Genomic DNA, 24,861 nt, shown 5'->3' on the forward strand with positions numbered 1-24,861 from the left:
GCAAAAACGGCATAAGCGAAAGGTTAGATAAGGTCGCTAAATCAAACTTGGCGACCTTATCTTGATTTAAACACTGGCCCCATTTTCTAACTGTTCATCTTCTTGTTTTACCAGCTTATGCTCGCCCTCATTACAACCGATTTTCCAATAGCTCGAGGTATAAAAATGGCTCTTAGGCAATGAATGCGCTTGCTTAAAATGCCTTCTCAACGCGCGCATGCTATTAAATTCACAGGCAATCCATACGGCTGGCTCGCCAGCAAGCCAAGGTAATTGGGCAATTCGCTCAACCAAAGGGCGACCTTCGGGATCGGCTTCAGGATTGATCACCCAATGCAGCTCGACATGTTCAGGATGCACCAGAGGTTGAATATCAGCTTCACTCAGCACTTCTATCACAGCGTAACCCACTGCATTGTTTGGCAATTTTTCCAGATTCACGCTAATGGCGGGCAAGGCTGTCATATCACCTGCGAGTAAAAACCAATCCGCCTCAAAGTTGATCAGTTTTTTAAGTCCGGGTCCGCCAATTTGAATGAGTTCGCCCACCTGCGCCGTTTTCGCCCAACTCGATGCGGGGCCGTCGGTATCGTGCAGCACAAAATCCACATCGATTTCATCATCGCGTTGCTGACGGATAGTGTAAGTTCGCATTAATGGACGCTCACCCGCTTGTGGGAATAACAACTTGATATAGGCACTCTCTTGATCGACAGGAAATCCAGCCAATCCCGCACCGCCTAAGGTGATGCGTAACATATGCGGAGTGATATAAGTCGAGCGGATCACTTCTAGCTCACGTGGTGCAGGTTTATTCATTATGATTTTCTCCTATTGCGTTTTCTGCCGTTAAGCGCAACTCAATGGCTCCTTTTACAGCCGTATCTTTTGGCTTACTAGATGGTCTTTTTTGAGTAAGGCAATCAGTTTCACTTTTGGCGGCAGCGGCATCATCCACACTTTTACTGATCCTATTGGCAAGTTTAATAAAAGTATCAACTTCGTCTGAACTGAGCGCCTGCGTCATGCGCGCCACGGTTTTACGTTCTGAGGCATTGATCTGAGTCATGATCTTTTCCCCCTCAGCCGTGGGTCGCAGTAACTGGCTGCGGCCATCCTTAGGGTTATCGATTTTAGTGATCAACCCGCTCTGCTGTAGCTCATTAAGAACACGGGTAATTTGTGCTTTATCCCGCTGCATACGCAGGGCGATAGACTGGGCTGTCGATTCAGGATTGCGACACACGCCCTTCAAGGCTCGGATATGAGTGACAGGTAAATCAATCTCTTGTGCAGCAATATCGCTACGCAATTGCTTTTTGTAGGCATGCACTAATCTGTGTAAAGTTTCACTGAGTGACAATGACGACATAGAAGGCTCTCGATATAGTTGACTGTATCAACAATATCGAGATTAGTTGATTGTGTCAACTAAGCAACCCTGTACTGAATGTGCGGCAATGTGCAAATAATCAGAAAATGATTAAGCACTGGCTTTCCAGTGACGCGCCATAAACTCATCCTTGAGGGCTCGACCGTGACATCCCTGTCACGAACGGTCCCTTACATGCCAGTGCTTAATCTCATCAACTCCCGCGCATATTAACGATCTAATTTAACCATTAGCCTTATGCAATTTGCGTTTCAAGAAACTGCGCCACCATCACAAACTCGTTATGTTGATAATGTGGCGTCATTAAGATGGCTTGAATCAGTTCTTAATGAATTTGATTCATTTTAGGGTAAAAAAATGCCCTCCAATACCCGATAACAGGGCTTAAGGGCATGTTTTGGCGGTGTGATGAATCAGTCTGGGGTAGAGTAATTCACTGACATGAACCAGAAAACTTAGTGAATCAATCCGCCAGCTCTTGCGATCCCTACAATACCAATCAAAATCCAAAAACCATTGAGTAACGTGTAAGCGGCATCTTTGCGTAAAGCGGCACACCATGTTAGCAAAACAGCATCTATTGTGTTGAAAATCCAAACAAACATAAAAGGACTTTCAGGGCCAAGCCAACTGACAAGTGAGAAACTAAATATGCGCATTAGAACACCAACCATTTCAAAGGCCCGCATGTTTGCGTTCAAAAATGCATTAAATTTTTTATAAGACAATTTATTACTACTCTTTTATTTATAAGCAAATTCTTATCATGTAGAACTACATAAAAGAACGACTGTTACCAACGCAATCCCTTTGACACGGGTAAATTGCGTGAAATTTTAGTATGTAAACCAGACGAGGTAAATCTGATTCACGGATTTTAACGAGGCAAACATGTATACGCAGGTCTTACCTATATAAATCAGCAAGTTGATACCACATGACTTTGATTTTTATCCGCAAAAAATCAAAATGTTGAATAAGCAACAAAACATAGACAAGGCTTAATCTGCGATATCGTGCACTTCTGGGATAAGTAATTTATTTATAAAGTCGACTCACTAAAACATGTTAAATATCAAAATAAGAATAGGATAGAAGGTATCACTATTAGCACACTCACAGCCGAATATACCCAACCCAATGTTTAAAATAGAGAAAGATTGCGATACCAATAAAATTGGCGACGATACTAAATCGAGTGAACCAACTTAACGAGCTATCTATTATTACACTTTGAAGAAAGCTCAATGACAAACGACCCGACATAGGCGCAGCTCGGAAACTTGAAATAATCAGTGTATTTATTGCTTTATGGATAATAACAACTGACTCACCAGCTCAAAACATTACACGAATGACTAACCGTCAACCTGAAACGCTGCTAAATTACAGTCCTAAACTCGCACGATTAAGGAAGCTGCATGCTCAATCCTGAACACAGTTACTGGCATGACACGCTTAAAGCCATTCGTCGCTGCGGTAGAAAACTCATTGAATTTGAACTGTTATTCGCTTTAGTGTCGGCGGGTATTATCGTCCCGTCTTTTGGCTGGCTACTGCGCCATCTGATAGCCAAAACGGGCAATGTCACCATCACCAATTACGACTTAATCGCCTTTGCCATGTCTCCCTATGGCTTGCTATTTATGGTCATTACTCTATTCAGTAGCTTTACCGTGTTTTTTACCCAACGTGCTGGAGTCACGATTCTCGCAGCATCTGGGTTATACGATATTCCCATTGGCCCAGTGCGAGCGCTGATTTTCGCAACTGCGCGCTTACCCGTATTTATTCGCCTTGGTAGCATTTATGCGGCTTGCTTATTGCTGCTCAGCGTACCTTTTATCGGGTTAGGATATCTGATTTTTAGCGTGTTTCTACAGGGACACGACATCAATTACTACTTGTATTTCAAGCCTATAGACTGGTATCTCGCCTTAACGAGTATGGCGTTCTTAGCGATAATCTATGTCCTTGTTGCCTTATATCTGTGGGCCAAAGCGGCCTTTTCACTGACGATTATTGTGAGTGAAACGACCGATGCTTTGACGGCACTCAAACGCAGTTGGCAATTAAGTGCAGGTAATGAACGCCCGATTATGTGGCACGCTGCGGGTTGGTGGCTGAGGATAGGTGCTTTGGTGTATCCCTTAATACTGCTGATCTCCTGGGGAGCCGATACTTTACTCGATAGGGTTACGCTGACACTTTCGGCAGAATTAGCCATATTGGCCCTGGTTTCTGCACTGATTTTTATGCTCAGTGCGGCATGGTCCTTACTCGGAATGTTTGGCGAAGCCTTTATCATCTTACTGTTATACCGCCAACTGGGAGAAAAACCCGCAGGGTTAGAACGCCTTGGGCGACAAACGGTAAAAAGAACGTCTGAGCTGTCGCTTTATACGATAAGCGGGGTATTGGTCGGCACTTTTTTAATCATGTTGGGATTAGGGGCATATGCACTCAATAGTGAACCACAAAGGGATGACATCCTGATTACTGCCCACCGTGCTGGCGCTGCTAGGGCACCAGAAAATACCCTTGCGGCTTTGCGTTTAGCGATTGCAGAAAAGGCGGATTATGCCGAAATCGATGTGCAAACGGCATCCGATGGCGCCTTAATGGTATTGCACGATGCTGATTTGATGCGCATAGCGGGCGATCCCAGACGAGTTGCTAACCTCAGTGCGAGTGAAATGCAACAACTTGATGCGGGGAGCTGGCACAGTGCCACCTTTGCAGGAGAATCCGTACCAACACTACTAGAGATGCTTAATGAGGCACGCAACAAAATCGGTTTGAACATTGAGCTTAAATATAATCAAGCCGATCCCAGCTTAGCGCAGGCCGTTGTCGCCTTATTGCAACAAGAGAAAATGACACAACAAGTGGTGATTACATCGCTCGAAGCAAGAGCCATTGAAGAAGTTCAACGACTCGACCCTTCCATTCACACTGGCCTTATCGTCACTCAATCCATTGGCGATCCCATTAAGGCGAATACACAATTCTTAGCGGTCAATCAATCGATTACTAACGAAAAATTTATCGCCCGGGCACACAAAGGAGGTAAGCAAGTGCATGTATGGACTGTAAATAATCCACGGCAAATGCTGCGCATGTTGGCGCTGGGAGCCGATGTACTCATTACCGACTATCCGCAGGAAGCCGTGGAAATCCGAGAACAGTGGCTCGCGTTATCCCCTGTTGAACAAACGGCGCTGCGCCTACGCTATGTTCTGTAGATTCTGCTTATTTACTCAACCTCGCCTCGAAGCGCTTAGCTCTGCGTTGAAGCAACCAAAAGAGGCTTAGCACCCCAAATGAAGCGGCTAAAGTGGTCAACGTTAGTGCAAAACCTTTGAATGAAAACAGGTTTAAAGTAAAACCATCTAATACCAGTACCGCCAAGCCAAGGGGCATTTGGATAAGCACAGCGGTAAACCAATCGAAGGGAAGTTTAGGAAAGATCCTGTGGTAAGCATAAAGCACTAAACCTGCAAGCAATATCAGCAAACTCGCATCATGAGCCGCCAACAAAAGATACTCCACACTGTTATGCGAGATGTGAGGCACCGCACTCAACATGTCCAACATATAACCCGCGCTGGCAACCAATGAGAAGCTGATAAAACTCAATAAGGCTAATAGGATACCAAAGCCAAGTGCGGGTAAATATTTCATGTAAGGTCTCTCTATTCGCAGGTGAAATATGCTGTCTCGTCTCCCGAAAACCACAGCATGCAAGGTATAACGGAGTAAAGAGACTTTAACTACAATAGCAGCCTAAATTTCCCTTAGCTATTAAGACCATAGTCTTATGTCTACCACAAACTTGTGCACAATAAACGAGATGAAATCCAGTATCAAGTTAGTGTTTTCTCGGATAATCAATGGATAAGCTTTTAAAATTACTAGATTAATCAAATTTCAATCTTATCGCTTAGTGATATCACCCACAATTTGCCCATGTGTTTGGGTGAAATAGACTAGCCAATTTCACCAATAACGCTTAGGATCGGAGTTGCATTTTTTAGCCAACATATTGTGGAGTATCAAAACATTATGGGTATCAGAGCCATAGTCGTAGACACAGCAGGCACCACGACAGACCTAAACTTTATCCAAGATGTACTATTCCCCTATTCTGTCAAAGCCTTGCCAGACTTTTTAGAACAGAACCAACACAATGTATTGGTTGAAAACTGTATTTGTGACACTAAAGATATCGCCCTAGAGCCGGAGGCTGACTTAGCGCGTGTAACTGAGATCCTGCAACAGTGGGTCAACGAAGACCGTAAAGCTACGCCACTTAAAACCTTACAAGGGTTAATTTGGAAGCAAGGCTATGCCCATGGCGAATTTAAGGGCCATATCTTCCCGGACTTTATTGAAGCGGTGAAACGTTTTAGCGCACAAAATCTGCGTATTTACAGCTTTTCATCCGGCTCTGTCGACGCGCAAAAACTGTTGTTCGGCCACAGTGACGGCGGCGATTTAACTGAAATGTTTAACGGCCATTTCGACACTCGCACGGGCAACAAATTAGATAAGCAGGCTTACTGCAATATCCTCAACACCATCAGTTTAAGCCCCAAACAAGTACTGTTTGTGTCTGATGTTATTGAAGAATTAAAGGCTGCCGACGCTGCGGGCATGATGACCTGCCAAATGGTTCGCGACAGCAAGCAACGCACTGGCGAGTTCCGCAAAATCAGCAGCTTCGATGAGCTGCTGATTGAATAATGCGATTGTTGAATAACGTGATGGTTGAATAACGTGATGGTTGAATAACACGATAGTCAGCTCAAGCTAGCCGATAAAACGAAAGCGACCTTGTGGTCGCTTTTTTATTAATTGACTCAATTGCCCTTCACCGCCAACGGAAACGCGGCCGAGATACATTTTTCCACCTCAAAACGATAACCATAATCCGCATTCTTATCGGGTGTGATCAACAAAATCTCGTAATCATTTAATTCAATCACATTCGACTCGGCAGGCTTTTTACAACGCGAGCGGCCATTGGCTTCAAGTGAAAATGCGAACGTAGCTAGCCATTGCCGCACTAAGTACTGATATTGAGTTCGCACCGAGGCGTAGGCCTTTTTGCGCTCTTCCTCTTCCAGCTCGCCGTCATCATTACTATTCTCAGCCTTGCTCGATTTATCGCTTTCAGAGTCAAGAGCAGTCTGAGTTAGCTCTACAATCGGTACCGTCAGCACATCGGTCGCATCCGGCAACCGTCCCGATTTAGGCTCGCGAGGCGCATGCTTAGCGGCTTCTTGGGGAGAGGTAATAAAGTTGCCAAATGAGGTTTCAATGCGCGTCTCTAAATCAATTAACAGGCTCAAGTGATACAAAACCACAGTCGCTAGCACGATACGGATCAAAAAAGTCGTTTTACGGAATGAAGTATGCGAGGTAAGCCGTAACGATTTGACGCCTAAAGGTTTAAGCAAAAAGATCAATATTAAATAGATAGGAATAATCAACTGCAATGCCAGCAGCACAATCGCGCTTACCATCAAAAACCAAGCGGGCATATAGAGTAGAATCGCTAAGTTATGGGTGTAATTGAGATCGCTTGCTGAGACCCCAACCACTTCGTTAACTATCGCGCCAGACCAGCCCAAAGCAAAGTTGGCAATCATCGCATAAAACAGCAACAACACAGCTTTGCCCGCCAAACTATGCCAAACCCGCTCGAACACAGGCCAAAACTCGATGGCCATAGCGATTACGGCAATCACAGCGACCAACCCCATTAACTCGCTACTAAAAGCCAATATCAAAGCAATAAGATACAGCTTTTGCGCAAAGGATAACTTAGCAACCCCTAGGATAAGACAACGCCAGAACTTGCCCAAACCTAAACGGATTTCACTCAGTGATGGTAAACTGAGCTTTCGCAAGTATTGGCGAGCCGTCCCAATGTAACCGATTAAATTCATTATTATTTTACATTCCATTGAAATAGTAAGACGGGCAACATTTGCCACTGTAATGTGCAAAGCACAGTGTTGGCAACTGTGCCACTCAATCTCGGTATATTGGTCACTTTGGCTATCTCTAGCCAAAGTCGAACGTTCTGTTTAGAGTCGAATGAAAGCCCTGCAACACCCCATCGCCCGTTTAAATCCAACTAAAATGAACTTGAAAGAGGAAATCAAAGCGGCCTTATGGTCACTCTTGCAAATCGATAAACCTGACTCAGGACTAACTAAACGACGCTTAACTCCCGCTCAGAAAATACGGTTTTAGCGACAAACATGCCATTAAGTGCAGCAGGAAAGCCTGCATAAACCGACATTTGCAATATCACCTCAACAATTTCCTGCGGCGTACAACCCACATTCAATGCGCCATTAATATGTACGTTTAACTGTGGCTGGCAATGCCCTAGCGCCGTGAGTGCGGCAACTGTCACTAGCTCCCGCGTCTTAAGGTCGAGCCCTTCACGCTGATAAATATCCCCAAAAGGATATTCAATAATGTACTTGCCTAAGTCAGGGCAAATATCGGCAAGACTGCGGATGACTTTCTCCCCCGCCTCACCGTCGATTTCAGTCAGTTTAGCGAGGCCCTGCACATATCTTTGATTACTCATTTTTAGCTCCTGTTGGATTAAATCACAGCAAGCAGCCTAAACCTTAGAGTTAACTCTAAGTCAATGGTTCATTGATGGATGACACAGGCAATGCGGATCAGTAAAACTAACCCTCTGTTTAACTCGCCGACTAGAGGCGCAAGCAAATAGAAAAGTAAATACTATTAGCTTTTTAGCATTTAACCACAAATGTTAGCGACTGAGCTTAGCCACTAAAAATGAGTTTGGTAATAGTGAATTTTTTGCTTAAGGGCAGCCAAATGCTCCTGCTCTTGGCGAATACGCTCAGCCAATTGTGTTGCATGTTGCTCGAGCAACTGCTGTCGCTGGCCAGCGGTTACATCGCCTTGGACACGCAACTCGGCATAGGTCAATATCTGCTTTAACGGCATGCCCGTTTCTTTTAAGCGATTGATAAACCCAATCCATTCCGCTTCTTTCGCCGCATAATCACGATGCCCGCTGCCATTTCGCACGACAGACTGCAGTAGGCCAATTTTCTCGTAATATCTGAGCGTATGCGCCGACAGCCCTGTGAGTGCAGCAAACTGACCTATATTCATAATCTAACGATCCGCAGGATGATTAACGCCATCATTCGTGGGCACATTTTCGAGATCGAATGGGTTAACCCCTTCGAGGCAACCAATGTTATAACCATACTCATGGGGATTGGAACGCCGCTGGTGATGGGTGTAAATACCGCAGATAGAGCAGAAGTAGTGTTTGGCAGTTTTAGTATTGAATTCATAGAGTTTCAGCACATCCTCACCCTTGAGGATCTTAATCCCCGCCAGCGGCACAGAGCCAACCATTGCGCCCTTACGACGACAGATAGAGCAATCGCAACGGCGTGGATTTTCGATGCCATTAGGCAATGACAACTCCAATACCACGGCACCGCAATGGCAAGACGCTCTGTGTTTTGGCTGAATAAGAGTATTGCCCACTTGTTTAATCACACCCCCACTCCTTGTTTCGCTAGATTCTATAAACCTAAATTCCCTAGCCGCTGCACCAACGCTCGCCATTGTTGCAATTGCGGCTCCTTAGCACTCATCACTGGCCCCAACATATTGGACTTAGCCCGCTTAAAACCACTAAAAACTAAGGTGGCGGTATCAAGCTGTTTGAGCGCGGAAGCGCCTTGAAACCACTTGTAATACCAAGGCGGCGTGTCCATGGTCATGATAATTCTCGAAGTTTTATGGCGCAGCAACTTAGCGGGTATCAATTTACCTTTCTCATATTGAAATGCAAATCCAGATAAAAATGTCCTATCGATTAAGCCTTTAAACTTAGCAGGAATACCGCCCCACCAAATCGGTGTGATAATCACCACATGCTCCGCCCACTGGATATTCGCTTGAAACGCTAGCAAATCGGCTTCGAGTGGCTGAGGTTGACGATAACCATAGGTCAGATTCGGGTCAAAATTCAGCTCAGCTAGTTTGACGATTCTAACTGAGTGTTTATCTGCCGCCGCTTGGACATAGGTTTCAGCCAGATGCTCACAAAAACTCTGCGCCTTAGGATTACCACAGATCACTAAAATCTTTTTTGCCACGATGAAACTCCATAACAGTCAATGTGGCAAATAGCATAAACTCTGCCCCTAAGGGGAGAGTCAAGACCTAAGGTAACAGCTGCGATTCACAGGAGGTGAGCCCATCAATACAGGCATCTAACTGAGTGACTTTATGTTCTAACTCACTTATCTGGCGTAAAAAATCCGCTTTTATACCCAACAAAAAAGCCTGCACTGTGGCTAACTGAGCATGCTTATCGCCTTGTTCGAGTAAATCTTTTAGTTGGACAAGCTTAATGCCGAGGGCTTTGGCCTCTTTGATCAGCAACAACAGCCTAATATCCGCCGCACTATAAATACGATAACGCCCCTGACGTGCGGGAGTGTCGATGAGCCCCCACTCCTCATACAAGCGAATCGCTTTTATCGACAGCCCTGTTTGCTTTGCCGCTTGTCCAATATACATAGCTCAACCTAACCCTTTAAAGACATTACTCATATCTGTATTGCTTGCCATTATCAGCCACTGTATCAGCTTAGGCCAAGACTTGTCGCAGCAATCTTATGCTGCTAGTCTGGCCACTTAAACGAGCGTTTTAACTTGGGATTTTTATCATGGGATTTAAACAACAGTTGCAAGAAGGTGTACAAGAACAGGCAATGGAAAAGTTTCTCGCACAGCACCCCATAGTCACAGAAATCCCCGTTGCTTGGGGCGAAATGGATGCTTTGCAGCATGTTAATAATGTGGTGTATTTCCGCTATTTTGAAACGGCACGTATCGACTTTTTCAATCGTCTCTTCCCGCTAGATACCCTGTATAAATCCGGTATTGGCCCCGTAATCAGCGAAAATCAGGCTCGCTATAAACGCCCAGTGACTTTCCCCGATACTTTATTGGTGAGTGTCAGTATTAGCGATATTCACAGCGATAGATTTACCATGCATTACCAGGCTTTTAGTAAACAGCAGCAGGCAGTAACGACGTTAGGTACTTCAGTCGCGGTGATGTTTAACTTTAAAACGGGCAAAAAAGCTGAGTTACCAGCAGAACTGCTGACAATTCTCAAACAACACGAAATCGCTTAAGCTATTAAAATCAATAACGAATTGCCAGCACACTTTAAGCCACTCCTTGAGGGAAGCATGTATGTCAGATAACGAAAATATCGAGATCGCCATTGAACATCAACAGGATAGACAGCGTTTTATTATCCCTGTCGACGGCTATGAAGCCGTGTTGGAATACCGATTATCAGGCAAGGATATCGATTTTAGCCGCACCTTTGTCCCCAACGAACTGCGCGGTAAAGGCCTTGCCGAACGCTTAGTGCGCCACGGCTTAAAGTGGGCTAAAGGCCAAGAGTTTACTATCCAAGCCAGCTGCTGGTATGTACAGAAGTTTTTAAAATAGGCAGATTTAAAAACGAGTTCGCTAAATCCAATAAACAGGGTAATGGCGCTTGGGATCGGTGGAGAGATTATTGACCACCAGCGCGACCAGTAAGAGTAATACTGAGCCGAGGAACACTGGCATTAACGCGTAAAGAAAGCCGAGTTGATGCACGTTTTCACCGCCAATCACGGCAATCAATGCCGTTGCGCCGCCCGGAGGATGAAGAGTACGAGTCAGGTACATGAATGCGATAGACAGGGATACCGCTAAGGCGCTCGCCAGCACCACATAATCGCCACACACTTGGTACACTGCGACCCCAATTAAGGCCGATAACACACTGCCACCAATCAAGTTACGCGGCTGAGAAAACTCCGCCAGCGGTGCACCGTACACTAGCACTGCCGACGCGCCGAACGAGCCAATGACAAACATAGTGTCGACGAGGTTTTCACTCATATAATTTGCGAGACTCGCGACCAAGTAAATGCCACAGAAAGCCCCAACCCATGACCACACAATCTTTTTAAGTGGCTGTCTTGGTGGACAAATGTCCTTCGATCGCATGCGGGTAAAATAGAATCTCATGGTTAATCCGAACCGATAAAAATTAAGCGATACAGACAAGTGATCTGCATCACAGTTAGCGGGTCGACAAATTAACCCTTCAGCAGCGCAATTGCAATTGCGCTGACCGAGAGACGAGAAAGATTAAGCGTTTTCACCATTCAGATTCGCGAGCATTTCGCGGATATCTTCAGGAATCGGGCGGCTTTTTTCACTGCTGTAATCGTAGTGCACTAAGGTAGTTTTCACTTCGGCGGTTTTATTGCCCGCTTGCCAACAGGTTTGGGTCAGCTCGAAGCTGCTATTACCGATACGGCTGACATAGGTTTTTACTGTGACACTCTTGCCATAGTAAGTCGGCGCGATAAATGCCACGGTAAACCCCGCCACGATAAGATTCCACTGATGTAAATCTAACTCGGGATTAAAAATCTCAAAGATTGGCGTGCGCGCCGCTTCGCACCATACGGGGATAACAGTGTTGTTGATATGACCTAGGCCGTCGGTTTCAGTAAATCTTGGATTGATTTCGAGACTGTATTCTGTGGCTGACATGCAAACTTCCTTTTTATTATTTTATAACTGGAAGAGCGTGGTGATTATCGCAATGAAACCAAACCACCAAACTCATCCATTATCCTAAGCCAAACAGGTTCTAGCCACTAGCCCAAACCCAGCATTTTAAAACTGACAACTCGCCGTTTCTGGGGTTTGCTTGCCGTTAGCATCGTACTTTTTAAGGCATCCAGCCTTACCCATATCATACATTTTCTCGTATTCTAACTTGCCATTTTTATAAGACTTATACACCCCATGAGTTTTTGGGTTCTCTAAGTGATAAATCTTACGGCCCTTAGTGATATGTGAGTAATCGGCAAAACCCGGCTCTTCGGAATAGATGACACCGTTAATGTAGCGCTTGTGGATCACATGCTGCTCATCGATACGCAGCATTTCATTCGCTATCTTGCCATTCATGTCGTAACACACTTTATCAACGGCATAATTGCTATCGAGATCTTCAATACAACTCACGGCACCATTATCAAAGTACTCGCGCTGTATACCGCAGCGCGCAATGGCGTTATCCCAGAAATAAGGTTCACCGTTCCAGGTTTCGCCTTCTTGCTGGCAGTAGTTCCACAGGCTTCTTAATTGCCCATTGGGATAGAAACTGTAATGGGGGCCAGAGACACGGTTATTCACTTGGTGACCATATCGGGAGAGTGAGTAACCACCATCAGTGGAATAACTGATACTTGGGCCGTATTCCTTACCCGCTTTGTACGTTTTTAAATTTAATAAACGGCCATTGGAATCAAACTGATATTCTTTATCTACAGCGCCATTGGTGTAATAAGCCAATTTATACAAGGAGCCGCTGCTATGATATTCGCGCTGCTCACCGTGTTTTATCGATGAAATTGCTTCATTTTTGCCATTAATCACCCCTTCACAATCATCTGAGTAGGGATTCTCACGCATAATACATTCATCGTGCGAAGGCTTAAGCGTCACCGCTTCATTGAATTTATAACTCGTTAGTTCAGTCAGCTCACCGTTCTGGGGATTAAAGCGCATTTGCTGACCATCCAACTCTCCTTGGCGGTAGTTAGCGATATCCACCACGACATTCGGACTTGAATACCAAATACTCTGACCATTAAGGCGACCCTGCTCATAATGACGGGTATTAAACATCAGATTATTTTTGTCGAATGATTTAGACTCTCCTTGACGTAAGCCATTGACATAGCTCACTTCGGTACGAGTCCCATCTTCGGCTTTAAATACCCAAGGGCCAGTGCGTTTTCCTGCAAGATAGGCGCCTTCACCTACTTGATCACGGAAATGTCCGCTCGTCACTTTATCGACCCAAGCGCCTTGCTTCACACCCTTTTGATACTGGCCTTTGCTACCATCAGCCTCAAGCCACTCGCCATCTTTTACGCCATTGAGATAAATGCCTTTTGCCACTAATCGCTTATCGCCTTCTGCACTGGAGTCATAATCGGGCTCATAGACTTCGTAGGGGCCGTCGAGCACATCCTGATTGTAATGGGCAAAACCAAAGCTATCGGCCTCATCGAACATCGACTGTGCAATCCATTTACCTTGCTTTTTACCGTCAAGATATTCGCCTTCCCAATAAATGGCTTGGTTCTCTGTCTCCATCCACTTACCGACTTTTTTGCCCTGTTTGTAGTTACCAGAGTAAACCACGCTACCATTGCGACCATCGTAGGCCGCATATGGGCCATCAAGCACGCCTTGGGCATAATGACTTTCACTGGCAAGCCCTGCCCAAGTACTCGCCATGCTCATACTCATAAAATCGTAGGATGGGCCAGTTTTAGGGATCACGGCACCACCACTTTTAAGCCAATCAAAGTCATCGGCCTCAAAGGCCACGCTCACCAATACAAAACTGCCATCTTCTTCACTATATCCACTGCGATCAAAGGTGGTCACAAGGCTATATTGATGCTCATTACCTTGGGCATCTTTATCTTTACGAGTGAGTGGATAACGTAATTTATATTCGACGGCTGTCTTCACATCGACGGGTGAACCTTCGGAATTACGATAACCCACTAAGGTCGGCTTGAGCTTAGTAGAACCATCGACAACCGCTTTAATGGTGGGATCTTCAATCGCGTCAACATCATAGGTCATACGGTATTGTTGCGGCGGAATTTGGCTTAACACTTTACGAACGCTACCCACGGTAAACGAGGTTAAGGTTGGTGCCACTTCATCGAGCACAACCTGTAGACGGGGGAGTTTTGTGAGATCATCCCCTTCAAAACCATAGCCCCGTAAATGCTGACCATCGGCATCTTTCAGCATGACAACCACTTCTTTGGTGCCACCTTTATCAAAATCGAGGTAAAAAACCGCAACCACTTCAGCAGAACCATAATCATCAAGACGCACGCCGGGCGCATCGCCATAGAGCATTTCGCCCCACACTTTATGATCTTTTTGATAGAAATTGAGCCATTGCCCGTTAGGTAAGTCCACTGGGCCATGGACGATTTTGTCGTAATCCTCAGCGTCAGCTGCAGGAATGACAGTTAAAGAAGATAACAACACCGCACTCACTGCAGCGAATAAACTACGAATCGAAAGTTCCATTTAACTACACCTTTTATACCGACGCCTCGCGCCTCATGCGCACCAGTAAACGGGGCGAATTTTAAGCGAAGAAAAGCACTTCAGGAAGTAGTAGATAAAAAAAAGGCCGCTTCTGCGGCCTTTAGCAACAACAACTTAACAATTAGTTGTTGTACATAGCATTTATTTCATGGGCGTATTTATGGTAAATCATCTTGCGGCGCAGCTTGAGCGTTGGGGTGATTAAACCCGCTTCCATCGAAAACGCTTCAGGCAACAGAGTGAACTTTTTAATCTGTTCAAAACCGGCCAACTCATGCTGTAACTGCTTTAAGCGCTGTTCAAAATGTTCAACCACATGACTATGGCGCAGCAATTCTAAAGGTGACTCATACTTCAGCCCTTTGTCCTTCGCCCACGCTTCCAGTGACTCAAACGCTGGCACAATCAAGGCGGTCACATAATTACGCGCATCGGCAATAATCGCCACTTGCTCGATAAAAGGACAACAGCCCACGGCGCCTTCAACCCTTTGCGGCGCGATATATTTACCGTTGGAGGTCTTCATCAATTCTTTAATACGATCGGTAATAAATAAATTGCCGTTCGCATCGAAACGCCCTGCATCGCCGGTTTTTAACCAACCATCTTCAAACGCAGCGGCGGTATCTTCAGGACGATTGTAATAGCCGCGCATCACAGTCGCGCCGCGGACTAAAATCTCATCGTCCTTACCTAGCTTAATTTCGGTTTCCAGCAAAGGTTGTCCATTGGAACCCGGCACTCGATTACCTAAGGTATTGCAGGTCACAGTCGCGTTAGTTTCTGTCATACCGTATCCACAAAGTACTGGAATATTAATCGCATGGAAAAAACTACCGACATTCACATCTAAGGCTGCGCCACCGCAAGGCATAAACTTCAAACGGCCACCGAGCACGGCTTGCAGCTTGCTATACACCAGCTTATGCGCCAAACGCCATTGCAGCGACAACCACAATCCGCCCTTAGCACGACCTTGACCGACTTCGAACTGACGTTGGCCAACGCGCATCGCCCATGCAAACAACTTCTTACGACCGTCGGCTGATTTGGCGACTTTATCTTGTACGGCGCTATACACTTTTTCGAGGAAACGCGGCACCACACACAAGGTATGTGGACGCACGGCGCTAATCGCCTCTTTCACTCTTTGGGTATTTTGCAGATAGACGTTATGGCCGCCACGGCACAAGACGTAGAAACTCCAACTGCGCTCAAATACATGGCTCAATGGCAAAAATGCCAAAGACACATCGCCAGAATGGAAGGCCAATTTTTGATCGTGCTGGCGTATGGTAGACGCCATATTACGGTAATCCAGCATCACGCCCTTAGGATCGCCCGTCGTGCCGGAGGTATAAATTAAGGTCAGTAAATCATCGAGATTTGCAGCTTGTAAACGCTGATTAAGCTCGACTTCTTGCTCAATGTTTAACTGAGTGTCACCCGCCAGTAGGGTATCTAGATGCCAATGCTGATTGGCCTTATCGGCAGCGAGTGTCACGCTGGCATCGAATACAATCACATGCTCTAGGCTTGGGCATAAGGCTTGCAACTCACACGCCATGGCGTATTGCTTAGCGTCGTCGACAAAAATCACTTTAGCGGTGGCGTCGTTAACGATAAAGCTCGCCTGTTCGACGGTACTGGTGGGATAAATTGGCACCACAACGGCGCGAGTTTTGAGAGTGCCGACATCGGCACAAGTCCACTGCGGGCAGTTTTGCGCCAGAATAACGCAACGGTCTTGCACTTGTACGCCAAGTTCGATCAACACTTGTGCAATTTTACTGCTGATTTGGTCGAAGGCTTGCCAACTCACCTGATACCAAGGAGCGGCCATTTCAAAACCTTCCAGCGCTACTGCGTCTTTTAAAGACTCGCTTTGCTGCTGTAGTAGTCGAATAACATGATATTGATCGAGAGACATAAGAGACTCACCTTTTTAGCTTACAAGTGTACCGCTTTTGCAGCATTCTACCTGAAGGCCAAATAAAAACTAAGAGTTTTTGCTCTAATGTTGTGCAAATGTCGCCCAAATCACGCTGTAAATAAGCTTTAGCGGCGTACCACTCTTAGTTTCACTTACTTGCCAGAGCGAACAAAATTTAATCTCGGAACGTCAACATGCTCTCATGACATCGCCTTTCCAGAGGGTTTTCTTGCCCCAAATCAGCACCGCTTGCCCCAGCAGTATTAAGAGTAGATCCCATAACAACCAATTAGTTAAATTGCCGCCATCACGTAAAGACGTAAGGCTGATGGACACCCACAAGGAATGCCCCGCGACGACCATCATAGTGAGCGTGATATGCAAAACTCGGCGACACATACAGCCAAAACCTAAGGTCAAGGCGCAGGCCCAGTAAGTGCTCAACACGAGATGACCCACTAACTGCATATTCAGATCACCATTAAGCCAGCCCAACAGCAGACTACACGTCAGCATAATGCCGACGACCACATTCAGGAGTCTTTGCTGTCCAAGGCAAAATGCCGCTATGAGTCCTTTTCGACCATCAAACCCTGGCATCAACAATAAGGTTTCTGTCGAGCGCGAGCGTTGCACTCGGCTCCAATGCACCAGCGAACAACTAATCACACTGAACTGCGCCAAAAACAATAATACAGGGATATTCAAATGAAATTGATGCGACAACAGCCCAAGCACTAAGCAGACTACGGGCAATAGCAGCAGTAAAATCGTCAACATAGGGCCAATAAAAAAATTGGTGGGATGCAAATAACGCTCGAAGCGACTCAAGATACGCATGGATTGCAGATTCGGCAGCCAAAACCACCCCATTTCGAGACCATTGAGATATACCGTCCTCGCCTCAGCGCGCCAAGGTAAAATACGGCATGCACGCGCAATCAGCATACCTAAAATCAGCAGGGCAATAGCACTTAGCCAAAGGGGAATGTGCTCTACAATCAATGGGATAAATGGCATTAAGACAAAAAGTAAAAACGAAGCATAAAACCACTGAGTACTGAGTAAACAAAGCCAAATAAAAGTTAAACTCATCACCAAAGCCAGCACTAAGCTCGCTAGGCTAGCCGTCAAACCTAAAGCTAAACAGAACAAGACTCCTATGCCAAAAACGCTAGCTAAAACAGTGACACTTTGAATGTAGATATGGCGACGATAATGGGGAATTAACTGTGCGCATTCATTCGCCATCAGACGTATGAGTTGCCATGTAACCGCCGCCGAGCTTGAGATAATCCCCATAGAAAATAACAGTTCAGCACTATCATTTTTACCATAAACTGCGGCGATACAAGCTAAGATCACCCCCAGTATAGCCATACCTAAAAAGCTCACACTGCCGATATCAAAACACCAAAAGCGCAGCATGCCCTTGAAAGGATTCATTCGTGGACTCGTTCTTTCGCCCTTCGCGACTTGTATCTGCTTATGGTGCGCCACACTCATCTGTGTAGCTCCATAAACAGTTGCTCCAAGTTTAAAGCTTCATTCTTTAACACACCTGATATTGACGCGCTGTGCTCACCTAAATCCACCAGCACCGAATCGCCAACACGGCTCAGCACTGTAATGGACTCAGGCAACACAGTTTCGGGCACGAGAGTGAGTAAGCGCACTTCTTCACGCAGGGCATCGATTTCCTTAAACAGCACTAACTCACCCTGTTTAATCAATGCCACATGGCTGGCAACTCGCTCTAGATCTGAGGTGATATGGGATGAAAACAGCACGGCAGAGCCAGATTCAAGGGCGAGATCGAACAAATCGACCATAAATTTGCGCCGGACTATAGGGTCGAGGCTGGCAACGGGTTCATCGAGGATTAACAACTCAGGGCGATAGGCCATCGCCATAATCAAGGCTAGCGACTGCCTTTGCCCAACCGATAAACGCTGCACCTGTTGGGTCACATCTAACTCGAAACGTACCAACCAATCTTGCTCTAATTGCATGTCCCAATTGGGATAAAAGCTGCGGTGTAAATCGAGGGCGCGTTCAATGGTAAAACCTTCATAACCAAAAGGTTGCTGCGGTACATAACCTAAACGCTCCTTTGCCTTTGAAGTTAAGTTTTCGGGCGTTTCGCCTAAGGTAACAATACTGCCAGAATCCGGTGTGAGCACACCCAAGGCGCAGCGCATTAGGGTCGATTTACCCGCCCCATTTTGCCCCAATAACCCCACTACCATACCCGCCGACAAAGTTAACGATAAATCCTTAAGCGCCCACTTTTCACCCACGCCTTTGCCACGAAAGATTTTATTCACTCGGTTAAATTCAAGTATTGGCGTGCGCTCTTGGTCCATCGAATTTCATCCTTTTTATGCTATTTATCGGTACATTACTTTCTAATCTTGCCAGCGCTCATTTAGCAGTTGCAGCAACTCGGGCAAGCTGACACCTAACTGCTTTGCCTGCGACAACAGGGCATCGAGCTGGGGTTCGAGCAGACTAATACCCGATGCCATAGTCTCAGTTCGCAACGCAACTTTTGTCGCTTGGCCGCGGCGACGTTCGAGCCAACCTTGGTCAACCAGCTGTTGAATGGCGCGGGAAACTGTCATGGGATTTACCGCTAAATGCTCGGCAATCTGGCGCACTGAGGGTAATACGTCTTCCACTTGCAGTTGACCGCCCACAATTAAACGCACGACTTGTTCGTGTAATTGTTTGTAAATGGGTTCACCACTGCTGGGGTTGACATTTAAAAGTTCTAACATTAGCCTTTACACACTGTATTAATACATTGATACACCGATACACCGGTATTTAAATTAACACACTCGTCCTGAAATGCAAAAAGGAAAGCGCGCATGATACATAGCATGACACACAGGAAGTTAAGCAACACAGTTCAACGCCTTGTGCCAACTCAGCCACGCCATGGTGCGACTAGTGCCACATGGCACACGCGTACTTTGAGAATGAGCGCCCTCATACTGGCAATGGCAAGTACGGCGACGTGGGCGAGTGATGTTAAAAGCCAAGAGACACAAGCGACGGCAGATATAGCTAGGAACATGGCGAATGACACCGACACTTGTTATGTGGAAGGCGTATCCGATCGTCTAAACTGCGGTTTTGTGACTGTGCCAGAAAACCCTAACAAACCCGATGGCAAACAGATCCAAGTGCATTACGTTGTTTTGCCTGCGGTGAAAAATGCCAACCATGAAGAAGCCTTGCTGGCAATTGCAGGCGGCCCAGGACAATCGGCCATAGAGAATGCGGCAGGTTTCGATGCCATGCTGAGCAAAGTCCGCCAACAGCGGGATATTTTACTGATCGATCAAAGGGGCACAGGCCGTTCGAATGTGCTGGCCTGCGATGAAAGCGCGCAATCTCCACTGTCATTCGATGATGACAATGCCGACACTTTAGCCGAAACACAAAAATGCTTAGCCAAAATCGATGCCGACGTCACCCAATACGGTAGCCTCAATGCGATTAAAGACTTCGAAGCCGTACGTGCGCACTTAGGCTATAAAAAACTGCATATTTACGGCATCTCCTACGGCACTCGCATGGCGCAACTTTACATGCGTTTATATCCAGAGCACTTAGCCACAGTGACCTTAGACGGCATAGTGCCCATGCAGCAAAGCGTATTAGAAATTGGCTCGGCGATTGATCGTGGCTTCGACTTATTGTTTAAGGATTGCCAAGCAACCGCCGCCTGTAACAGTCAATTCCCCGAGTTAAAGGCAGACTTTGAGCGAGTCGACGCTAAGCTCGCCACTGGCCCTGTGATGGAAAACGTTTACGATCCCGTCACGGGCGAAAAAACCATGTTGACCATGACGCGCGGTAAATTCTCTGGCTCGATCCGCATGGCGCTGTATCAAGCCAATGTGCGCGCCCTCTTGCCCCATGCGATTCATCAAGCATCGAAAAACAACTTCCAACCCATACTCGGCCTATATGCCCTCACTATCGACAATGCTGGCATGGCGATGGGCATGCACGCCTCTGTGGTCTGTGGCGAAGATATGCACCGCATTACCCCAACCATGCGCGAGCAGGCCAAAAAATCCTTTATGGGCAGAACCATGCTCGATGGCTTAGAGGCGACTTGTTCAATATGGAAAGTGCCTGCGGTCGATAACAGCTTTAGCGAGCCCATTAACAGTAACATTCCGACCTTGTTGTTATCCGGCGAAATCGACCCCGCCACCCCACCAAGCTGGGGCGAGTTAGCCATGGAAAAACTCACCAATGCCAAGCACTTTGTCGCTCCTTATGCGACCCACGGTGTGGCCTATCAATCCTGCGCCAATAACCTGATTGCCGATCTCGTTCGCTCGGGCTCAGTCAACGATCTCAACGGCGAATGTTTGAACAAAGATGTGCGCCGCAGCTTTTATTTAAATGCCAGCTCGGTAGAACCGCTTAATGCGACCAGCACAAAAACCACGACAACAGATGATCACGCCAGCACTGGAGCTAAGGAATAAGCCATGATTAAAGTATCCCATCTTTCCAAGCGCATCGGTGACGTGCAGGCGCTGAATGACTTAAGTTTCGTCGCACAAAATGGCCAAATCACAGGACTACTCGGCCCGAACGGGGCAGGTAAAACCACCTGTTTACGCACTATCTTTGGCCTGCTGAAACCCGATAACGGCAAAGCAGAAATCGAAGGCATAGATGTCGCCATCGACCCTATCGGTGCTAAGCAGCAACTCGGGTTATTCCCCGACCCTTTTGGTCTGTATGAACGCTTAACACCACGGGAATACATTCGCTATTTTGCCGAGCTGAGCGGCTTATCATCCAAGGAGGCCAAAGAGGCCACCAGCCAAGTGATTGCGAAATTGCGCCTCGAAGACATTAGCGATCGTCGCTGCAAAGGCTTCTCCCAAGGACAAAGAATGAAAACCGCCCTCGCACAGGCAATCGTCCACAGCCCGAGCAATATTATCCTCGACGAGCCGACCCGTGGGCTGGATGTGATGAGCACTCGCCTACTGCGTGACATTCTTATCGATCTTAAAAATCAAGGACATTGCGTGCTGTTCTCGAGCCATGTGATGCAGGAAGTCGCCGCACTGTGTGACCAAGTGATCGTCATGGCCCAAGGCAGAGTCGTCGCCATTGGCAGCCCAACTGAACTTTGCATTCAAACAGGCAAAGACTCGCTCGAAGAAGCCTTTATTCAACTTATCGGCACGGATGAAGGGATAGCGGCATGATGACTCAGCAAAGATTACGCCCGCAGGTTTTAACCTTTAAGACCTTGATATATAAAAGCGTGGCATTTAAGAACATGGTTAAGGGAATGACAGCATGAATAAAATAATCGCTATGGTTCGTAAAGAACTCATCGATGCCGCCCGCGATAAGCGCTCTGTGATGGCGGGTCTGTACTACGCCATAGGCACGCCGCTGATCATGTGCGGCCTATTTATGGTGTTAATTGGCCAGCTAACCAGTCCTGATGATTTGAAAATCACCATTAAAAATCCCGATAAAGCACCGGATTTAGTAAGATTTTTATCAAATAAGGGCATCACTCAAGGCGCAGCCGATGGCTCTGACGCCAAAGACCTTAAAGCAATAGAACTGATCATCAGCACCGACTATGCCGCGCAAATGAACCAAGGCAAAAGCGCCGAAATCACTATCGTGGCCGATAACTCTGAGGAGAAATTACAGAACTCGATTCGCAGACTCGAAAAACAACTGCAGGCCTACAGCGCTGAAATGGGCAGTTTACGTTTAATTGCCCGCGGTATCGACCCGCGCGTGGTGCAGCCACTCAAGGTGAATGTGCAAGACAAAGCCACCACAGACTCTAAGGGTGGGATGATCTTAGGTATCGCCATTTTCACTATGATTTACTCGGTATTTATCTCGGGGATGAACCTAGCTATCGACACCAGTGCCGGTGAGCGCGAACGCAACTCCTTGGCGCTGCTATTGAGCCATCCGCTGACCACTCGCCAATTAGTGCTATCAAAAATTATTGCGGTGAGCTTGTTCGCTTTGCTCGGTTTAGTGCTGATCTTGCTGGTGTCTAAAATCGCCTACGCCTTTGTGCCATGGCAGGAATTAGGCTTTAGCGTCAACATCACCACGGAATTTATGGCACTGATGTTAGTGGTCGGCATCCCCGTCGCGTTAATGGCCGCTTGTCTGCAACTGTTTGTGTCTTTTATGGCGAAAACCTTTAAGGAGGCTCAGTCCTATCTGACTATGGTGCTATTTGTGCCCTTAGCCTTGTCGATGGCCGCCAGTTACAACATAGCGCCAGATATGCTGCAGTGGTTGCCCGTCTCGGGTCAGCAACAGGCATTAATGGACTTTATCAAAGGTAAAGACTTGCCCATGTTGCAGTTACTGGTTTCGACCTTAGGCACACTCGCCATTGCGGTATTGCTCGCCTTTGGCATGGAAAGGTCGCTCAAGAGTGAAAAAGTGATCTTCGGTTTATAGGTCGCTTCGATTGATAAACTTGGGGACGATAAACTTAAACCGACAAACTTGAGGAGCGATAACTAAGTCGCTCCCAAGTTGAAAACCTCAATAGCTACGGGAGTTTGTTATGGAAAACGAATTTGTCTTAATAGTGATTATGGTCACCTTCATTATTGGCCTCAGCGCCACTGAAATGTTTAAACACTATCTAAAGGCGCACCAACTTGGAGTGGGCACCGCAGACGATAGGCACCTTGAGGACAAAGTGACTCAACTCAGCCTACAAAACCAAGCACTAATTGAGCGAGTACAAGTGCTTGAAAAAATAGTGACAGAGCCAGAGTACGAGCTAAAGCAGCAGATTAATCAGTTATGAACCCTAAGCTCCTCAAACAACAAAGCCACTGGATTTTCAGTGGCTTTGTTTTTTACAGGCTTGATAGCAAGATTACTTAGCCTTTGGCCTGAATGGTTTGATAACCGACTCATTGCACTCTAAATACGGGCCTTCCATCAAATCGATACAGTAAGGGATAGCGGGGAACACGGCATCTAAACATTCGCGAATCGATTTTGGTTTGCCGGGCAAATTCACAATCAATGAATCGCCACGTAACCCTGCGGTTTGACGAGACAAAATGGCGGTAGGCACAAATTTTAATGACTCGGCGCGCATCAACTCACCGAAGCCTGGCATCATGCGATCGCAGACGGCTTCTGTCGCTTCTGGGGTGACATCGCGTTTCGCTGGGCCAGTGCCGCCCGTAGTGACAATCAAACAGCAATCCTGCTCGTCGGCCATCTTGATCAGCGTCGCTTCAACCACATCCTGCTCATCGGGGATCACTTGATAAATCGGCTCCCACTCGCTGGTGAGATAGTCGTTGAGCGTGTCTATAATCGCCTTGCCTGAGATATCTTCATAAATTCCCGCGCTGGCGCGATCGCTGACCGTCACAATACCGATTTTTGCTTTGCTCATAGGAAATCCCCAATGATGTTGAAATGAAACATGCCGAAGTGAAAATTGTCGACATCAAGCATGGAAGAAGCCGCTACAGCTTCGACCTTAAGCCGCAGCTAAAATAGCATAAATGCTCGGAAAAGGGGGCGACTAAAACGTGATGGGGTTCGCGCAACACCGTTTAAACACTCGGAATTTAAAAATTGTTCATTGATGACAAACGCCTTCCCCAAAGCAAAGCAGCATTGGGCCGATAAAAACATGCCATAAAGGGAGATTGGCTCAGGCACTCTCACTGCAAGTTGAGCCATTCAAAAGATAAAAACGAAAAGGGCTAAATCCGCCGTGCATTCCAATACTTAGACGCCCAATAACTGTTATGCAGGCTCGAAATCTTCACCCCTTGGCTAGTGGAAACATGGAGAAAATTATCGTCTCCCACATAAATGCCGACATGGTGCGTGCTCCAACCTGTCTTGAAAAATACTAAGTCGCCCTTGCGCAGTTGATTTCTCGGCACGGGTTTCCCTAGGGCTTGCTGTTCTTCAACCGTGCGCGGCAAGGTCATACCCAACATCTTCTGATAGGCAACCGACACAAAGGCCGAGCAATCTATGCCCCGCTTAGTGCCACCGCCTAAACGATAGGGCACACCGCGCCACTCAGAATGCAGTTCGGAGATATTGCTATCGTTCCAAACCGTGGCGGGTTCAACTTGCTTTACCACAGGCTTAGGTTCTGGCGCGCTAGCACAAGCGCCAAGGCCTAAGGCTAAGATAATTATCAGTAATCGTTTCATAGCTTCAAACTCATTGCAGGCAGATTTCACAGTAA

27 protein-coding genes are annotated in these 24,861 nt (G+C 46.6%); 8 read left to right on the plus strand and 19 right to left on the minus strand.

Translation table 11 applies throughout. The features are described 5' to 3' along the window. Window positions 1-66: 66 nt before the first annotated feature. The 3 genes from L5M18_RS14700 to L5M18_RS14710 form a co-directional block, all read right to left on the minus strand. Complete coding sequence (locus L5M18_RS14700; protein ID WP_263197503.1) at window positions 67-819, minus strand: siderophore-interacting protein; 753 nt, start codon at window positions 817-819, stop codon at window positions 67-69. Next, entirely contained in the window at window positions 812-1,372 is a 561-nt protein-coding gene (locus tag L5M18_RS14705; protein WP_105250938.1) for a MarR family winged helix-turn-helix transcriptional regulator, read from the minus strand. The genes L5M18_RS14700 and L5M18_RS14705 overlap by 8 nt, the downstream gene beginning before the upstream one ends. Before the next feature lie 476 nt (window positions 1,373-1,848). Next, window positions 1,849-2,121: a hypothetical protein gene (locus L5M18_RS14710; RefSeq protein ID WP_263197505.1), complete on the minus strand. Its 273-nt coding sequence runs from the start codon at window positions 2,119-2,121 to the stop codon at window positions 1,849-1,851. A 693-nt stretch (window positions 2,122-2,814) separates the two neighbouring features. Between L5M18_RS14710 and L5M18_RS14715 the strand changes: the two genes are divergently transcribed. After that, entirely contained in the window at window positions 2,815-4,638 is a 1,824-nt protein-coding gene (locus L5M18_RS14715) for a glycerophosphodiester phosphodiesterase (protein ID WP_263197507.1), read from the plus strand. 7 nt (window positions 4,639-4,645) lie between these two features. Here the strand turns inward: L5M18_RS14715 and L5M18_RS14720 are convergent, their stop codons facing one another. Beyond that, complete coding sequence (locus L5M18_RS14720) at window positions 4,646-5,077, minus strand: hypothetical protein (RefSeq protein WP_113941233.1); 432 nt, start codon at window positions 5,075-5,077, stop codon at window positions 4,646-4,648. A gap of 381 nt (window positions 5,078-5,458) precedes the next feature. Here L5M18_RS14720 and mtnC point away from each other — a divergent pair, with 381 nt between their 5' ends. Further along, entirely contained in the window at window positions 5,459-6,139 is a 681-nt protein-coding gene (gene mtnC, locus L5M18_RS14725) for an acireductone synthase (RefSeq protein WP_105253037.1), read from the plus strand. Between the two features lie 116 nt (window positions 6,140-6,255). On the opposite strand, the gene L5M18_RS14730 is transcribed toward mtnC, so the two are convergent. The 6 genes from L5M18_RS14730 to L5M18_RS14755 form a co-directional block, all read right to left on the minus strand. Then, window positions 6,256-7,347 (minus strand): hypothetical protein, encoded by a 1,092-nt coding sequence (locus L5M18_RS14730; RefSeq protein WP_263197508.1) that lies wholly within the window; start codon window positions 7,345-7,347, stop codon window positions 6,256-6,258. A 269-nt stretch (window positions 7,348-7,616) separates the two neighbouring features. Beyond that, the gene (locus L5M18_RS14735; RefSeq protein ID WP_263142254.1) at window positions 7,617-8,003 is read right to left on the minus strand and encodes a carboxymuconolactone decarboxylase family protein; all 387 of its coding nucleotides are present in this window, start codon (window positions 8,001-8,003) and stop codon (window positions 7,617-7,619) included. A gap of 212 nt (window positions 8,004-8,215) precedes the next feature. Further along, window positions 8,216-8,566 (minus strand): MerR family transcriptional regulator, encoded by a 351-nt coding sequence (locus tag L5M18_RS14740; RefSeq protein ID WP_263197510.1) that lies wholly within the window; start codon window positions 8,564-8,566, stop codon window positions 8,216-8,218. 3 nt (window positions 8,567-8,569) lie between these two features. Then, complete coding sequence (locus L5M18_RS14745; protein WP_219254681.1) at window positions 8,570-8,965, minus strand: GFA family protein; 396 nt, start codon at window positions 8,963-8,965, stop codon at window positions 8,570-8,572. A 26-nt stretch (window positions 8,966-8,991) separates the two neighbouring features. Next, complete coding sequence (locus L5M18_RS14750; RefSeq protein WP_263197511.1) at window positions 8,992-9,570, minus strand: NAD(P)H-dependent oxidoreductase; 579 nt, start codon at window positions 9,568-9,570, stop codon at window positions 8,992-8,994. Window positions 9,571-9,637: 67 nt separating this feature from the next. Beyond that, on the minus strand, window positions 9,638-9,997 hold the full coding sequence (locus L5M18_RS14755) for a MerR family transcriptional regulator (protein WP_105250930.1): 360 nt from the start codon (window positions 9,995-9,997) through the stop codon (window positions 9,638-9,640). 194 nt (window positions 9,998-10,191) lie between these two features. Between L5M18_RS14755 and L5M18_RS14760 the strand changes: the two genes are divergently transcribed. Both L5M18_RS14760 and L5M18_RS14765 read left to right on the plus strand, forming a co-directional pair. Continuing rightward, window positions 10,192-10,620: an acyl-CoA thioesterase gene (locus tag L5M18_RS14760; protein WP_263179454.1), complete on the plus strand. Its 429-nt coding sequence runs from the start codon at window positions 10,192-10,194 to the stop codon at window positions 10,618-10,620. 61 nt (window positions 10,621-10,681) lie between these two features. Further along, on the plus strand, window positions 10,682-10,945 hold the full coding sequence (locus tag L5M18_RS14765; protein WP_263164131.1) for a GNAT family N-acetyltransferase: 264 nt from the start codon (window positions 10,682-10,684) through the stop codon (window positions 10,943-10,945). 21 nt (window positions 10,946-10,966) lie between these two features. On the opposite strand, the gene L5M18_RS14770 is transcribed toward L5M18_RS14765, so the two are convergent. The 7 genes from L5M18_RS14770 to L5M18_RS14800 all read right to left on the minus strand — a co-directional run bounded on the left by L5M18_RS14770 (window position 10,967) and on the right by L5M18_RS14800 (window position 19,366). Further along, window positions 10,967-11,515 carry an HPP family protein gene (locus L5M18_RS14770; protein ID WP_131524567.1) on the minus strand — a complete coding sequence of 183 codons (549 nt, stop codon included), beginning with the start codon at window positions 11,513-11,515 and terminating at the stop codon, window positions 10,967-10,969. 123 nt (window positions 11,516-11,638) lie between these two features. Then, the gene (locus L5M18_RS14775; RefSeq protein WP_113941225.1) at window positions 11,639-12,049 is read right to left on the minus strand and encodes an acyl-CoA thioesterase; all 411 of its coding nucleotides are present in this window, start codon (window positions 12,047-12,049) and stop codon (window positions 11,639-11,641) included. Between the two features lie 126 nt (window positions 12,050-12,175). After that, window positions 12,176-14,632, minus strand: coding sequence for a toxin-antitoxin system YwqK family antitoxin (locus tag L5M18_RS14780; protein ID WP_263197513.1), 2,457 nt, complete (start codon window positions 14,630-14,632; stop codon window positions 12,176-12,178). Between the two features lie 142 nt (window positions 14,633-14,774). Next, window positions 14,775-16,583 carry an AMP-dependent synthetase/ligase gene (locus tag L5M18_RS14785; protein ID WP_263197515.1) on the minus strand — a complete coding sequence of 603 codons (1,809 nt, stop codon included), beginning with the start codon at window positions 16,581-16,583 and terminating at the stop codon, window positions 14,775-14,777. Between the two features lie 192 nt (window positions 16,584-16,775). Then, entirely contained in the window at window positions 16,776-18,092 is a 1,317-nt protein-coding gene (locus tag L5M18_RS14790) for a VIT1/CCC1 transporter family protein (RefSeq protein WP_263197517.1), read from the minus strand. Further along, window positions 18,089-18,952 carry an ABC transporter ATP-binding protein gene (locus L5M18_RS14795; RefSeq protein ID WP_263197519.1) on the minus strand — a complete coding sequence of 288 codons (864 nt, stop codon included), beginning with the start codon at window positions 18,950-18,952 and terminating at the stop codon, window positions 18,089-18,091. Before L5M18_RS14795 ends, L5M18_RS14790 begins: the two co-directional genes overlap by 4 nt. A 42-nt stretch (window positions 18,953-18,994) precedes the next feature. Next, on the minus strand, window positions 18,995-19,366 hold the full coding sequence (locus L5M18_RS14800) for a GntR family transcriptional regulator (RefSeq protein WP_168826852.1): 372 nt from the start codon (window positions 19,364-19,366) through the stop codon (window positions 18,995-18,997). A gap of 93 nt (window positions 19,367-19,459) precedes the next feature. Here L5M18_RS14800 and L5M18_RS14805 point away from each other — a divergent pair, with 93 nt between their 5' ends. The 4 genes from L5M18_RS14805 (at window position 19,460) to L5M18_RS14820 (ending at window position 23,439) form a co-directional block, all read left to right on the plus strand. Beyond that, on the plus strand, window positions 19,460-21,100 hold the full coding sequence (locus tag L5M18_RS14805; protein ID WP_263197521.1) for an alpha/beta hydrolase: 1,641 nt from the start codon (window positions 19,460-19,462) through the stop codon (window positions 21,098-21,100). Window positions 21,101-21,103: 3 nt separating this feature from the next. After that, window positions 21,104-21,838, plus strand: coding sequence for an ATP-binding cassette domain-containing protein (locus L5M18_RS14810; protein WP_063881864.1), 735 nt, complete (start codon window positions 21,104-21,106; stop codon window positions 21,836-21,838). A 94-nt stretch (window positions 21,839-21,932) separates the two neighbouring features. After that, a complete protein-coding gene (locus tag L5M18_RS14815) occupies window positions 21,933-23,081 on the plus strand; it encodes an ABC transporter permease (protein WP_263179449.1) in 1,149 nt (382 codons plus the stop codon). Window positions 23,082-23,190: 109 nt separating this feature from the next. Next, window positions 23,191-23,439, plus strand: a complete 249-nt coding sequence (locus L5M18_RS14820) for a hypothetical protein (RefSeq protein ID WP_113941216.1) — start codon at window positions 23,191-23,193, stop codon at window positions 23,437-23,439. 72 nt (window positions 23,440-23,511) lie between these two features. Here the strand turns inward: L5M18_RS14820 and mog are convergent, their stop codons facing one another. Then, a complete protein-coding gene (gene mog, locus L5M18_RS14825; RefSeq protein ID WP_263197523.1) occupies window positions 23,512-24,045 on the minus strand; it encodes a molybdopterin adenylyltransferase in 534 nt (177 codons plus the stop codon). 316 nt (window positions 24,046-24,361) lie between these two features. After that, a complete protein-coding gene (locus L5M18_RS14830) occupies window positions 24,362-24,826 on the minus strand; it encodes an NlpC/P60 family protein (RefSeq protein ID WP_014620907.1) in 465 nt (154 codons plus the stop codon). Between the last annotated feature and the right edge of the window lie 35 nt (window positions 24,827-24,861).

Source organism: Shewanella sp. SM20 (assembly GCF_025654545.1).
GTDB classification, from domain to species: domain Bacteria; phylum Pseudomonadota; class Gammaproteobacteria; order Enterobacterales; family Shewanellaceae; genus Shewanella; species Shewanella oncorhynchi.